The organism is Allobosea sp. (assembly GCF_035999205.1).
Lineage (GTDB): Bacteria > Pseudomonadota > Alphaproteobacteria > Rhizobiales > Beijerinckiaceae > Allobosea.
Window position 1 is genome coordinate 1 of sequence record NZ_DASYHA010000026.1, and the last position, 12820, is coordinate 12820.

11 protein-coding genes and 1 pseudogene are annotated in these 12820 nt (G+C 66.3%); 8 read left to right on the plus strand and 4 right to left on the minus strand.

Features of this window, described 5'->3' with window-relative positions:
• A pseudogene (locus VGN82_RS21900) lies at positions 1–183 on the minus strand (glutathione ABC transporter permease GsiC); the annotation flags it as partial.
• Complete coding sequence (locus VGN82_RS21905; RefSeq protein ID WP_327529204.1) at positions 180–1712, minus strand: ABC transporter substrate-binding protein; 1533 nt, start codon at positions 1710–1712, stop codon at positions 180–182. The gene VGN82_RS21905 and the pseudogene VGN82_RS21900, both read right to left, overlap by 4 nt.
• A 208-nt stretch (positions 1713–1920) precedes the next feature.
• Here VGN82_RS21905 and VGN82_RS21910 point away from each other — a divergent pair, with 208 nt between their 5' ends.
• Positions 1921–2622 (plus strand): GntR family transcriptional regulator, encoded by a 702-nt coding sequence (locus tag VGN82_RS21910; RefSeq protein WP_327529205.1) that lies wholly within the window; start codon positions 1921–1923, stop codon positions 2620–2622.
• A 7-nt stretch (positions 2623–2629) separates the two neighbouring features.
• On the opposite strand, the gene VGN82_RS21915 is transcribed toward VGN82_RS21910, so the two are convergent.
• A complete protein-coding gene (locus tag VGN82_RS21915) occupies positions 2630–3310 on the minus strand; it encodes a flavin reductase family protein (RefSeq protein WP_327529920.1) in 681 nt (226 codons plus the stop codon).
• Positions 3311–3324: 14 nt separating this feature from the next.
• Complete coding sequence (locus VGN82_RS21920) at positions 3325–4032, minus strand: GntR family transcriptional regulator (RefSeq protein WP_327529206.1); 708 nt, start codon at positions 4030–4032, stop codon at positions 3325–3327.
• A gap of 266 nt (positions 4033–4298) precedes the next feature.
• Here VGN82_RS21920 and VGN82_RS21925 point away from each other — a divergent pair, with 266 nt between their 5' ends.
• The 7 genes from VGN82_RS21925 to VGN82_RS21955 all read left to right on the plus strand — a co-directional run bounded on the left by VGN82_RS21925 (position 4299) and on the right by VGN82_RS21955 (position 12770).
• Positions 4299–5900, plus strand: coding sequence for an ABC transporter substrate-binding protein (locus tag VGN82_RS21925; RefSeq protein WP_414644394.1), 1602 nt, complete (start codon positions 4299–4301; stop codon positions 5898–5900).
• Positions 5901–6025: 125 nt separating this feature from the next.
• Positions 6026–7018, plus strand: coding sequence for an ABC transporter permease (locus tag VGN82_RS21930; RefSeq protein WP_327529207.1), 993 nt, complete (start codon positions 6026–6028; stop codon positions 7016–7018).
• On the plus strand, positions 7008–7961 hold the full coding sequence (locus VGN82_RS21935; RefSeq protein ID WP_327529208.1) for an ABC transporter permease: 954 nt from the start codon (positions 7008–7010) through the stop codon (positions 7959–7961). The genes VGN82_RS21930 and VGN82_RS21935 overlap by 11 nt, the downstream gene beginning before the upstream one ends.
• Positions 7962–7989: 28 nt before the next feature.
• A complete protein-coding gene (locus VGN82_RS21940) occupies positions 7990–9186 on the plus strand; it encodes an amidohydrolase family protein (RefSeq protein WP_327529209.1) in 1197 nt (398 codons plus the stop codon).
• Positions 9183–10682, plus strand: coding sequence for an amidohydrolase family protein (locus VGN82_RS21945; protein WP_327529210.1), 1500 nt, complete (start codon positions 9183–9185; stop codon positions 10680–10682). Before VGN82_RS21940 ends, VGN82_RS21945 begins: the two co-directional genes overlap by 4 nt.
• Entirely contained in the window at positions 10679–11662 is a 984-nt protein-coding gene (locus VGN82_RS21950; RefSeq protein WP_327529211.1) for an ABC transporter ATP-binding protein, read from the plus strand. The genes VGN82_RS21945 and VGN82_RS21950 overlap by 4 nt, the downstream gene beginning before the upstream one ends.
• Positions 11655–12770: an ABC transporter ATP-binding protein gene (locus VGN82_RS21955; RefSeq protein ID WP_327529212.1), complete on the plus strand. Its 1116-nt coding sequence runs from the start codon at positions 11655–11657 to the stop codon at positions 12768–12770. Before VGN82_RS21950 ends, VGN82_RS21955 begins: the two co-directional genes overlap by 8 nt.
• The last annotated feature ends 50 nt before the right edge of the window (positions 12771–12820 follow it).

A 12820-nucleotide genomic window follows, 5' to 3' on the forward strand; every position in this document is an offset into this window, starting at 1 on the left:
GAGGCCGAGCTTCTCGCGCAGCTCGGCCACGGAGGCCGGATCGGGCGAGACGCCGCCGGTCGAGAGCAGAAGCTCCGCCGGGTCGCCCGGCACCATGTGCAGCGCCAGGAAGACGATCGTCGCGACGAGCCAGGCGAGGCCGATCACCGTCGCCAGCTTGCGCGCAAGCCAGGCCGCGCTCATCCGAAATAGGTCTCTTCGAGCATGTTGCCGGAGGAGTTCGAAAGCGCGCCAGGCAGGTTGGTGAAACCCATCACGCTCTTGTCCATGCCGTAGCCCTGCGAACGCCAGGCGAGGCCGACGAGCGGCACCTCCTCGAGGGCGGCGCGCTGCATCTCCTTGTAGATCTCGACGCGCTTGGCCTGGTCGAATTCGGCGCGGCCCTTGGCCAGCGCGGCGATGGTGCGCGGCGCCGCGACCTGGAAGGAGCGGCCATGGGCAGGCGAGAGCGAGGTGTCGAGCACCACGGTCAGGCCGTCAGGATCGTTGTTGTCCGACGAGACGCCATGGATCGCGATGTCGTACTGCCCCTTCGAGCCGCGTGCGACGCGGGTCGACCAATCGGGGAGCTGCAGTTCGCACTGGATGCCGATCGCAGCGAGGTATTGTTGCACGATCTCCGCGGTATCCTTGTGCATCCCGAACTGCGCCGTGGCGAGCAGGGTGGTCTGGAAGCCGTTCGCGTAGCCGGCCTCGGTCAGCAGCGCCTTGGAGCGGGCGGGGTCGTAGTTCCAGCCATGAGCGAGTTCCTTGTCCCACCAGGGCGTACCCTCAACGATCGGGACGCCTTCGAGCGGCTTGCCGCGGCCGAAGAAGGCGACCTTGACGATATCGTCGCGCTTGACGGCATGGGCGACGGCGCGGCGCACGCGAGGATCGTTGAACGGCGGCTTGGTGCCGTTGAAAAGCACGTCCATGAACGGCCCTTCCTGGGTCGTCAATTTCAGGCGCGGATCGGCCTCGACCGCCGCCATCGATTGCCAGGGCACGTATTCGATCATGTCGACATCGCCGGATTGCAGTGCGGCGTTGCGCAGGTTCTCGTCGGCATAGACGACGAACTTGATGCCCTTCAGCTTCGGGAAGCCGGGCTTGTAGAACTTGTCGAAGGCGGCGATCTCGACCGAGGAGCCGCGCTCCTGGCCGACAAGCCGGAAGGGGCCGGCTCCGATGAATTCGGTCGGGGTCGACTTCCGCGACAGGATGAAGGTGTTGTAGTTGGCAAACCAGCTCGGCAGCGTGGCCTGCGGCGTCTTCGTGACGATGCGGATCGTGGCCGGGTCGGGGATCTCGACGCGCTCCACGCTCTGGAACTGCGCCCGCATATAGGCGGTCGACTTCTCGCTGGCGATCTGTTCGATCGACCACTTCACATCGTCGGCGGTGACAGGGTCGCCATTGTGAAAGACGCAGCCGGGCCGGAGCTTGAAGACCCAGGCGCCGTCGCCATCGAGCGACCAGGAGGTGGCCAGCTCACCGCGCAGCTCGCCATTCGACCCGTAGGCGACGAGGCTGCGATGGATCAGCATCTTCACGGTGCCGGCGGAGGCGCCGGTCGAGACCCAGGGCTGCAGGTTCGGCGGGAAGGCGGACAGCCCGTAGCGCAGGATGCCGTTGGCGCGTTGCGCGCGGGCAGGTCCGGAAATAATCGGTAGGGTCGCGAACGGTGCGGCCAGGCCGGCTCCGAGCACAGTGCGGCGTGAGATCGTCATGGCTTTCTCCTCGCTGTCTTCGTTCGCCGGTGCGCTTCTCGCGTCTGTCCGGCGTCCCCGTTCTGGCAAGAAGAGCGCCATTTGCGTCCGGGTGCCAGTCCTCAGGCGCATAAGCGTCATGCGTCACGTATACGCGATGGATTTTTGCTGTCGACGCGGGAAGCGCCTAGACTAAACGGCGAGCGCAGTCGTGCGGAGGTCGCAAAAAGTGAATGTCGTGACACCGCTGCCGGCACAGGAAGCCGAGGGGCGCCCGGCGCGGGAGCGCGTCTACGCCTATGTTCGCGAGCAAATTCTGCGCGGCGTCTTCGCCGGTGGCTCGTTCATCGAGGAGGAAGAGATCTCCTCCGCCATGGGCGTTTCGCGCACGCCGGTGCGGGAAGCCTTCCACCGGCTGGAGGCCGAGCGCTTCATCGATCTGTTGCCGCGTCGGGGCGCGCTGGTACGGCAGGTCACGGCGCAGGAACTCGCCGACCTCTACGAGACGCGCCGGATGATCGAGGGCTACGCGATCGCCCGGATCTGCCGCGAGAAGATCGCGCTACCAGCAAGCATGGAAGAGATTCTCGACCGTCTCGACGAGATCGGTCACGGCGACCATTTCGCCCGGGTCGAGCTCAATCGCGAGTTCCATTTCGTGATGGTCCGTGCGCTCGGCAACGACGTCCTGTCGGAGGTCTACCAGTCGCTGGGTGCGCGCCAGCAGCGCGTCGCGATGCGCGCTCTGGCGGCCGATCCCGGTCGGATCGAGCGCATCCGTCGCGAGCACCGCGACTTCATCGCCGCCTTGCGCGCTCATGACGAGCTTCGCGCCCGCGCCGTGCTCGACGAGCATCTGCGCCCGGTCGCCGGGGTCATCTCGCGGCTGCCGGGCTATGTGCTGACCGACGCCACCGACGAAGTGGCGTGACCCGGAGCTAGCGCCGCCGGTTGGCTGCTGCGGGATCGGCTGCGAATGTCGCGACCGACATGGTCGGCAGGTCGAAATAGTCCCGCGTTGTCGTATAGCCGTGTCCGCCCATGCGGCCGATCGCGTCGAGCGCAGCGGGGTCGACATGGAGGTTGCCGGTATCGACGGTGTCCGCCCGGAAATGCGCGTAGACGACTTCGCCGAGGATGATCTCGCGCGAATTGCCGATGCCGAGCGTCGTGTGGTGGCGGCATTCGAAGGCGGCCGGAGCCTCGCCGATCCAGGGGCAGGGCACCTTGACGCCGGGCAACGCCGTCAGGCCGGCCGCCGCCAGTTCGTCCATCCCCGGCTCGAACGGGGTCGCGCAGATATTCATGCCCTCGACCAGCGCATCGGAGACGATGTTGACGGTGAAGGCGAGGGATTCGCGGACATTGCGGCCGGTATCCTTCTGCGCGCCGGTCGGACGATACTCGACGCCGAGCGCGAGGATGGCGGGATCGGCCGAGAGGCAGTTGAAGAAGCTGAAGGGCGCGGCGTTGACGATGCCATTGGCATCGACCGTCGTCACCAGCGCGATCGGGCGCGGGACGACAGCGCCGATCAGGAGCTTGTAGCGCTCGCGCGGGGTGAGGCTGGCGAAGTCGAAGGTCACGATCTTGGACTTCTCGCCCGCCGGGGCTGTCATGGTCGGTGCGTCGGTCACGGGGGTGTCAATCCTTCGCTGAGGGCATAGGGCGCGAGCACTTCGCGAATGTCGCGCTCGCCGCGCGGCGTCAGCAGGGCCCGCGTCACCACGGCCTGGAGATGATGGTCCATGAGATGCGCGGCGCGCGCGGCGTCGCCGGCACGTAGCGCATCGATCAACTGGCGGTGTTCGGAGACGGCACATTCGGAAGAGTGCGGACGGCCATAGATCGCGAGGATCAGCGAGCAGCGCGACGACGCCTCCTGAACATAGCGCAGCAGGAGGGCATTGCCGGTCATCTCGGCGAGCTTGATGTGAAATTCGCCGGAGAGGCGAATCGATTCCGGCCCGTCCTGCTCGTGGGCCTTTTCCTCCAGCCGGACATGGGCCTCGAGCTCGGCAGCCTGGGCGGCGGTGAGGTTGCCCGCCAATGTCTCGGCGACCATGCGCTCCAGCCCGCGACGGACGTCGAAGACGTCGCGCGCCTCCTCAAGGGTCGGGTAGGCGACCGAAGCCCCGCGATTCGGCTTCAGCTCGACCAGCCCCTCGATGGCGAGGCGGCCGAAGGCTTCGCGCACCAGCGTGCGGCTGACGCCGAGCTGTTCGCCGATCGAATCCTCCGGAAGCTTCATCCCGGGCTTCAGCGCCTGCTCGATGATGGCGCGGCGCAGGGCCTTGTAGACGGACTGCGCACGCAGGCCGGGTTGGCGGGGTTCCGTCATCTTTGCCGACATCTTGGCCCGTTTTTTCTCTGGTTCAGCCGTTCGGGGCTCACTCCATGTCACGGGTTTCGACTCCGCTCCAGTTTTCCGCTTGTCTTCAATTATCGCATACAATACCGTCAATCAATCGCATGCAGTCTTGATTATCAATCGCACACAGCTTGCCAAAAAAGTCGCCAGAGGGGCGCGAAATGCAGCAGCACACAATGGAAATCCGCGAAGGCGCCACTGATGCCGCCTCCGGTCTCGCAGGGGAGATAGCGATGATGAAGCCGGGCCCGACACGTAAGAGCCGCCTGACGCGCAAGAACTGGTTGCTGGCGGCGGTAGCCGCGATGGCGCTGACCGGCGTGGCGGAGGCGAAGACCCTGAAATGGGGCGCGGCGCGCGAGATCGCCTCGCTCGATCCCTATTCCTTCGGCGAGACTTTCACGCTCTCCGTACTCAACCACGTCTATGAGGGGCTGGTGCGGTACACCGGCGACCTGAAGATCGAGCCGGCGCTGGCCGAGAGCTGGGAGACGGTGTCGCCGACGGTGTGGCGCTTCAAGCTGCGCCAGGGCGTGAAGTTCCACAACGGCAACCCGTTCACCGCCGACGATGTCATCGCATCGCTGGAGCGCGTGACGCACGAGACCTCGCCGCTGAAGGGCAACCTGCCGGCCTACAAATCCTCCAAGAAGGTCGACGACTTCACGGTCGAGATCGAGGTCAACGGTCCCTATCCGCTGCTGCTCAACGACCTGACCAACATCTTCATCTTCGACAAGGAGTGGATGGAGGCCAACAACAGCCTGCTGCCGACGGATTCCGGCAAAGGCGTCAAGGGTTACGCCACCGACAACGCCAACGGCACTGGGCCGTTCTCGGTCGAGAGCCGCCGCGCCGACTCCAAGACCGTCTACGTCAAGAATCCGGCGTGGTGGGACAAGCCGCAGCACAACATCGACAAGATCGAGTTCACGCCGATCACCTCCGCCTCGACCCGCGTCGCGGCGCTGCTGTCCGGCGAGATCGACTTCACCAATGTGGCGCCGCTGCAGGACCTGCCGCGGCTGACGGCCTCGCCCGAGGTCAAGGTGCTGCAGACCAACGAACTGCGCTCGGTGTTCTTCGCCTTCAATCTCAAGGACACGCTGTTCGAGAGCGACGTGAAGGACAAGAACCCGCTCAAGGACATCCGCGTCCGCGAGGCGCTCTATCGCGCGATCGACATCGACGCGGTGCAGAAGCGGGCGATGCGCGGCCTCTCGCGCAACACGGGCGCGCTCGTCGCGCCGGCTATTCCCGGCTACGAGCCATCGCAGGATGAGCGCCTGCCCTTCGATCTCGACGGCGCCAAGAAGCTCCTCGCGGCGGCCGGCTATCCGAACGGCTTCTCCTTCCAGATGAACTGCCAGAGCGACTCGCTCGTCAATGAGGAGGAGTTCTGCCAGGCGGTCGCTTCGATGTGGTCGCGCGCCGGGTTGAAGCCCAATCTGAGCCTGGCGCCGCGCAGCCAGCAGGCGCCGAAGCGCGTCAAGGGCGATTTCGACGTCATCTCGTTCGGCTGGGCCAACGAGCCGATGATCGACGCCTACTCCCTGCTGGTGCAGGTGCTGCGTTCGAAGAGCGGCACGGGCGGCGTGTTCAACTGGGGCAATTGGGGCGATCCGCGCATCGACGCGCTGGTCGACAAGGCCGGCGTCGAGCTCGACACGCCCAAGCGCATCGCGATGATGAAGGAAGCGCTGAAGATCGCCAAGGCCGAGCACCTGTTCGTGCCGCTGCACCAGCAGCCGATGGCCTGGGCGATGCGCTCGACGGTCGCGAACACCGTGCAGGCCTCGGACAACAAGCCGCGGCTTTGGCTGACGACGATGAAGTGAGGCGGGCGCAACGTCATGGTCGGGCTTGACCCGACCATCTCGGACACCTGCGCCTTCTTGCCCTGAGATTCTCGGGCCTTCGCTTTGCGAAGCCCGAGAATGATGCCGCCACCGGAGCCCATCCCATGCCGGCCTTCCTTCTCAAGCGACTCCTGAACGCGGCCGGCGTCATGCTCGCGGTGGCGTTCATCGCCTTCCTGATCTTCCGCTTCGTCGGCGATCCGGTCGAGCTGATGCTGAACGAGCAGGCGAGCCAGGCGCAGCGCGACGAGCTGCGCGCGAGGCTCGGGCTCGACAAGGGCTTCGTCATTCAGTTCCTGACATTCGTCGGCAACGCGCTGCGCGGCGATTTCGGCATCTCCTATCGCAACCAGCAGGAGGTGTTCACGCTGATCGCGGAGCGCTTCCCGGCGACGTTCGAGCTCGTGCTGGTCGCGACCTTCCTGTCCCTGGCGGTCGGCATCCCGCTCGGCGTCTACACGGCGATCCGGCGCGACAGCCTGCTCGCCAAGGCGCTGCAGTTCGTCTCGGTACTGGGCGTCTCGCTGCCGAGCTTCGCGCTCGGCATCCTGTTCATCCTGGTCTTCTCGGTGACGCTGCAATGGCTGCCGGCGTTCGGGCGCGGCGAGACGGTGCAGATCGGCTGGTGGAGCACCGGGTTTCTGACACCCTCGGGCCGCAGGGCGCTGATCCTGCCCGGCGTGACCCTCTCGCTGTTCCAGATCACGCTGGTGATGCGGCTGGTGCGGGCCGAGATGCTGGAGACGATGCGGACCGACTTCATCCGCTTCGCACGGGCGCGCGGCCTCACGGCGCGGGCCGTCAACTTCCGCCACGCGCTGCGCAACTGCCTGATGCCGGTGATCACGGTCACAGGGCTCCAGATCGGCAACCTCATCGCCTTCGCTCTGGTCACAGAGACGGTGTTCCAGTGGCCCGGCATGGGGCTGCTCTTCGTGCAGGCCGTGACCTTCGTCGATATCCCGGTGATGGCGGCCTATCTGATCGTCGTTTCCTTCATCTTCGTTTCGCTCAACACGCTGGTCGACCTGACCTACGCCTATGTCGATCCGCGCCTGCGCGAGGATGCGCTGTCGGGAGCCGCCAATGCTCGCTGAGAAGACCCGGACCGCTGAGAAGGTGCAACGCCGCTTGCCGCTCGCCCGCTTCCTCGACAGCGATATCGGCTGGAGCTTCCGGCGCACGCCGGCCGCCTGGCTGTCTGCGCTGGTGCTGGCACTGCTGATCCTGAGCGCGCTGTTCTGCCCGCTGATCGCGCCGCAGAACCCGCATGATCTCTCGCAGATCTTCATCGACAAGGCCGAGATCCCGCCGATCTGGTCGGCGGATGGCGAGTGGCCCTTCCTGCTCGGCACCGATCCGCAGGGCCGCGACGTACTCTCGGCCATCCTCTACGGCACCAGGGTCTCGCTGATTATCGGGTTCGCCGCCGTCATCGTCTCGATGACGCTCGGCGTCACGATCGGGCTGATCGCCGGATTCCATGGCGGGCGCATCGACAATCTCCTGATGCGGCTCGGCGACACCGTGCTGTCGATCCCGACGCTGCTGATGGCGATCCTGGTTTCGGCGATCTTTCGCGAATTGCTGCCGCCGGCCCTGCGCGAGCCCTTTGCCGCCGTCGTGCTTGTGATGTCGATCTCGCTGACGAACTGGGTCCAGTATGCCCGCACCGTGCGCGCCTCCACCATGGTCGAGCGGCGCAAGGAGTATGTGCTGGCGGCGCGCATCATCAAGGTTTCGGCAGTCAGGATCATGGCGCGGCACATCCTGCCGAACACGCTAACGCCGGTGATGGTCGCCGCCACGCTCAATCTCGGCCTCGCCATCCTGTCGGAGGCGACGCTGTCCTTCCTCGGCGTCGGCATGCCGATCACCCAGCCCTCGCTGGGTACGCTGATCCGCATCGGCAACCAGTACCTGTTCTCCGGCTCCTGGTGGCTGGTGGTGTTCCCGTCGCTGCAACTCGGGCTGATCGTGCTGAGCGTGAACCTGCTCGGCGACTGGCTGCGCGACGCGCTGAACCCGAAACTCCGCTGACAAGAAACGCCAAGAGGAAACGCCTGCGATGACCGCCTCCCTGCTGCTGAAGAACGTCCGCCCCTATGCCGGCCCTGCGGTCGACATGCTGATCGAGAACGGCAAGATCGTACGGATCGCGGCCGGTATCGAGGCGCCGGCCGGCGTCGCGGTCGAGGACGGGCGCGGTGAGATCGTCATCCCCGGCCTCGTCGAGGCGCATACCCATCTCGACAAGAGCCTGTGGGGCCTGCCCTGGTACAAGAACGAGGTCGGCCCCAGGCTGCTCGACAAGATCGACAACGAGCGTGAGAACAAGAAGCGGCTAAACATCGATCCGGCCCGCCAGTCAGCCCGGCAGTCGATCCAGTCCTCGCTGATGGGCTCGACCCATATCCGCAGCCATGTCGATGTCGACACCGAGCATGGGCTCTGGGGCGTCGAGGGCGTGATGGCGACGCGCGACGGCTATCGCGACATCATCGACATCGAGCTGGTTGCCTTCCCGCAGTCGGGGCTGCTGCGCCGACCTGGCACCCTGGAGCTGATGGACCAGGCGATGAAGGCCGGCTGCGAGGTCGTTGGCGGCCTCGATCCCTGTGCAATCGATCGCGATCCGAAGGGCCATCTCGACGCGGTCTTCGAGCTCTGCCAGCGCTACGGCAAGCCGCTCGACGTCCACCTGCACGAGCCAGGTGAGATGGGCATCTTCTCGTCCGAACTGATCTGCGAGCGGACACGCGCGCTCGGCATGCAGGGCAAGGTCACGATCAGCCATGCCTTCAGCCTCGGCGCCGATCCGGCGCTGGTCGATCCGCTTATCGAGCAGCTCGTCGAGCTCGACATCGCGATCATGACGACGGGCCCGGCGAGCCGCCCGGCGCCGCCGGTGAAGAAGCTGCTCGCCGCCGGCGTGCGGGTCTGCTCGGGCAATGACGGCATCCGCGACACCTGGGGCCCCTATGGCAATGCCGACATGCTGGAACGAGCCATGTTCGTCGGCCTGCGCAACAATCTGCGCCGCGATGACGAGCTGCGGCTTGCGCTCGACGTCTGCACCACGGAAGGCGCGAAGGTGATGGAGATCGCGGGCTACGGCGTCAGTGAGGGAAGCAACGCCGATTTCGTGATCCTACCCGGCGAGACAGTGGCGGAGGCGATCGTGACCCGCTCGCCCAAGCGTCGCGTCGTCAAGCGTGGCAAGATTGTCGCCCGCGACGGCGTCTCGATCAGGACGGCCCCATGAGCCTGCAACCGGCCAAACGCTCCGAGGGGCGTATCCTGCTGACGGCGCGCTGGCTGGTCGGCCACGCGCGGGGGCGACATCGCCTCTACGAGAATGGCGAGATCGTCTTCGAGGACGGGGTGGTGATCTTCGTCGGCCACGGCTTTCCCGGCGAGGTGGCGAGGCGGATCGACTATGGCAACGCCCTGATCGGGCCGGGTTTCGTCGATCTCGACGCGCTCTCCGACCTCGACACGACGATCCTGGCCTATGACAACCAGCCGGCGTGGAAGAAGGGCCGCGTCTGGCCGCGCAGCTACCTCGAAGCTGGCCCCTATGAGATGTATTCGCGCGAGGAACTGGCCTTCCAGAAGAAGCATGCCTTCGCGACGCTGATCCGCAACGGCATCACGACTGCCTTGCCAATCGCCTCGCTGTTCTATCGCGCCTGGGGCGAGACGGTGCAGGAGTTCGAGGATGCGGCGGAAGCTGCCGCTTCGCTCGGTATCCGTGCCTATCTCGGTCCGGCCTATCGCACCGGGAACCAGCTGGTCGAGGCCGATGGGCGCATCGTCACCCATTATGACGAGGCGCGCGGGCTTGCGGAACTCGACGCAGCCATCGATTTCGCCAAGCGCCATGATGGTGCGGCCGGTGGGCTGATCCGGGGCATGTTCGCACCCGACCGGATAGAGACCTCGACGGCCGAGCTGTTGCGTCGCACCGCCGCGGCCGTGCGCGAGCTCGACGTGCCGGTCCGGCTGCATTGCTGCCAGTCGAAGATCGAATACGATCTCGTGCTCGCCCAGCACGGGATGAGCCCGCCGGAATGGCTGGCTAGCCTCGGCTTCCTGAGCGAGCGCAGCCTGTTGCCGCATGGCACGGTCGTCTCCGGCAGTCGCCTTGTCGATCGCCCTGGGCGCGACCTCGAGATCATTCGCGATGCAGGGGCGGCGATCGTGCATTGTCCGCTGGTCTCAGGCAGGCATGGCAACGCGATCGATCATTTCGGCCGCTATCGCGAGATGGGGCTGAAGATCGGCATGGGCACGGATACGAGCCCTCCCGACATGATCATGAACCTGCAGGTCGGGATGATCCTGGCCCGCACGATGGCCGGCAGCGTGGGTGCGGTTCGCTCCGAAAATTACTATGATGCCGCGACGGTTGGCGGTGCCGATGCGCTCGGACGCACCGATCTCGGCCGTTTGGAGCCAGGCGCGCGGGCGGACATCACGGTGTTCGACCTCGACCGGCCTCATCTCGGGCAGGTCATCGACCCGATCCAGACCATGCTGCTGACCGGCCATGGCCGCGACTTTTCGACGGTCATCATCGATGGACGCTTCGTGATGGAGGAGCGCGTCATTCCCGGCATCGACGAGGCGTCCGACAATGCCCGCGCGCAGAAGCAGTTTGAAGGCGTGATGGCGCGCTACCCCGAACGGACACTCGGGCATCCGCCTGAGAGCGAGATCTTCTCGTCGAGCTACCCGGTCGAGAGGGCAGGGGCATGACCGAGGCCGCGCCGCTTCTCTCCGTGCGCGACCTGCGCATCGTCTTCGACGGCCGCCATGGGCCGCTGACGGCGCTGGACGGCGTCTCCTTCGACATCGCGCCCGGCGAGATCCTCGGCGTCGTCGGCGAGTCGGGGGCAGGCAAGTCGCTGACCGGCACGGCGGTCATCGGCCTGCTCGATCCGCCCGGCCGGATCAGCGGCGGCGAGATCCGGCTCGACGGTCAGCGCATCGACAATCTGCCGCCGGAACAGATGCGCCGGCTGCGCGGGCGCCGGATCGGGGCGATCTTCCAGGATCCGCTGACCTCGCTGCATCCGCTGCTGACAGTCGGCGAACAATTGGTCGAGACGATCACGACGCATCTGCCGGTGTCCGCAGCCGAGGCGCGGGCGCGGGCGCTGTCGCTGCTCAAGGAGGTCGGCATCCCAGCCGCCGAGACCAGGATTGACCAGTATCCGCACCAGTTCTCCGGGGGCATGCGCCAGCGCGTCGTGATCGCGCTCGCACTCTGCGCCGAGCCGAAGCTGATCATCGCGGATGAGCCGACGACTGCGCTCGACGTCTCGATCCAGGCGCAGATCACGACATTGCTGAAGCGCCTCTGCCGCGAGCACAGCACCGCGATTATGCTGGTGACCCACGACATGGGCGTCATCGCGGAAACGGCAGACCGCGTCGCTGTGATGTATGCCGGGCGCATCGTCGAGATTGGGCCGGTCGAGGAGGTGACTCGCCGGCCGCGCCATCCCTATACGGCCGGGCTGATGGCCTCGATCCCGAGCGTCCATGCCCGCCACGCGCAGCTCAACCAGATCGACGGCGCGATGCCGCGCCTCAACGCCATTCCGGCGGGGTGCGCCTTCAATCCGCGCTGCGGACGGGCCCAGTCCTTCTGCCGCGAGCACAAGCCCGGCCTGCCGCAAGGGGCACACGCCGCCGCATGCCATTTCCCGCTGATGGAGGCTGCACATGCGTGAGCAGATGGCCGCATCGACCGACAGCCCTCGTCCTGAGGAGCTGCGCAGCGGCGTCCCGAAGAATGCTTCAGGAGGTTCCGGAGCCTCGGCAGGCATCGCTCGAGGCGCATCTGGCGGCGCTGCTCGGGATGAGGACCTGCGAGGCGAACGCTCCCCGATCCTGACCGTCTCCGCCGCCTCATGTCGCTTCGATGTCTCGGCGCCGGCGCTGACGCGGCTGCTGTCGCGCCAGCCGCGCCGCATCCTGCGCGCGGTCGAGGATGTGTCGTTCACGGTCGAGCGCGGCACGACTTTCAGCATCGTTGGCGAGTCCGGCTGCGGGAAATCGACACTGGCGCGCATGGTCGTGGGTTTGCAGCGGCCGACCGAGGGATCGTTGCGCTTCCACGACATCCGGCGGGCGGACGGCACGGTCGGACCGCCGCGCGTGCAGATGATCTTCCAGGACCCCTATGCCAGCCTCAATCCGCGCTGGCGTGTGGGCGACATCATCGCCGAGCCGATCCGCGAATTGAAGCTTCGCCCCGATGCCGCCGCGACGCAGGAGCGCGTTGGCGACCTGCTCGAGATCGTCGGCCTGTCGCGGGCCGATGCGCAGCGCTATCCGCACGCCTTCTCCGGCGGTCAACGCCAGCGCATCTCGATTGCGCGCGCGCTCGCCACGGAGGCCGATTTCCTCGTCTGCGACGAGCCGACCTCCGCGCTCGATGTCTCCGTGCAGGCGCAGGTGCTGAACCTGATGGTCAAGCTGCAGAAGGAGCTCGGGCTGACCTATCTCTTCATCAGCCACAACCTGTCGGTCGTCCGTCACATGTCGGACCAGATCGCGATCATGTATCTCGGCCGCTTCGTCGAGAGCGGTTCGGCGGAAGAGGTCTTCAGCCAGGCGCGGCATCCCTATACGCGGCTGCTGCTCGACACGATCCCCGATGTCGAGCGGCCCAACCGCAACCGCAAGCCGATGTCGGGCGAGGTGCCGAGCCCGATTGCGCCGCCGCCGGGCTGCGCCTTCCATCCGCGCTGCCCGAACGCCATCGAGACCTGCCGCGTCGAGGCGCCCGCATTGCGGCCCATCGGCGGAGCCATCGTCGCCTGTCATCTGGCCTGAGTCTGCCCGGCCCGAGACGGCACCTATTCGTCGCATAGGAACTGTCTATT

Excerpts from the sequence above, each read along its gene's own strand:
- VGN82_RS21905 (WP_327529204.1), bottom strand. The coding sequence starts at position 1,712 with ATGACGATCTCACGCCGCACTGTGCTCGGAGCCGGCCTGGCCGCACCG.
- VGN82_RS21915 (WP_327529920.1), bottom strand. The coding sequence starts at position 3,310 with ATGACAGCCCCGGCGGGCGAGAAGTCCAAGATCGTGACCTTCGACTTC.
- VGN82_RS21920 (WP_327529206.1), bottom strand. The coding sequence starts at position 4,032 with ATGACGGAACCCCGCCAACCCGGCCTGCGTGCGCAGTCCGTCTACAAG.
- VGN82_RS21925 (WP_414644394.1), top strand. The coding sequence starts at position 4,299 with ATGAAGCCGGGCCCGACACGTAAGAGCCGCCTGACGCGCAAGAACTGG.
- VGN82_RS21930 (WP_327529207.1), top strand. The coding sequence starts at position 6,026 with ATGCCGGCCTTCCTTCTCAAGCGACTCCTGAACGCGGCCGGCGTCATG.
- VGN82_RS21935 (WP_327529208.1), top strand. The coding sequence starts at position 7,008 with ATGCTCGCTGAGAAGACCCGGACCGCTGAGAAGGTGCAACGCCGCTTG.
- VGN82_RS21940 (WP_327529209.1), top strand. The coding sequence starts at position 7,990 with ATGACCGCCTCCCTGCTGCTGAAGAACGTCCGCCCCTATGCCGGCCCT.
- VGN82_RS21945 (WP_327529210.1), top strand. The coding sequence starts at position 9,183 with ATGAGCCTGCAACCGGCCAAACGCTCCGAGGGGCGTATCCTGCTGACG.
- VGN82_RS21950 (WP_327529211.1), top strand. The coding sequence starts at position 10,679 with ATGACCGAGGCCGCGCCGCTTCTCTCCGTGCGCGACCTGCGCATCGTC.
- VGN82_RS21955 (WP_327529212.1), top strand. The coding sequence starts at position 11,655 with ATGCGTGAGCAGATGGCCGCATCGACCGACAGCCCTCGTCCTGAGGAG.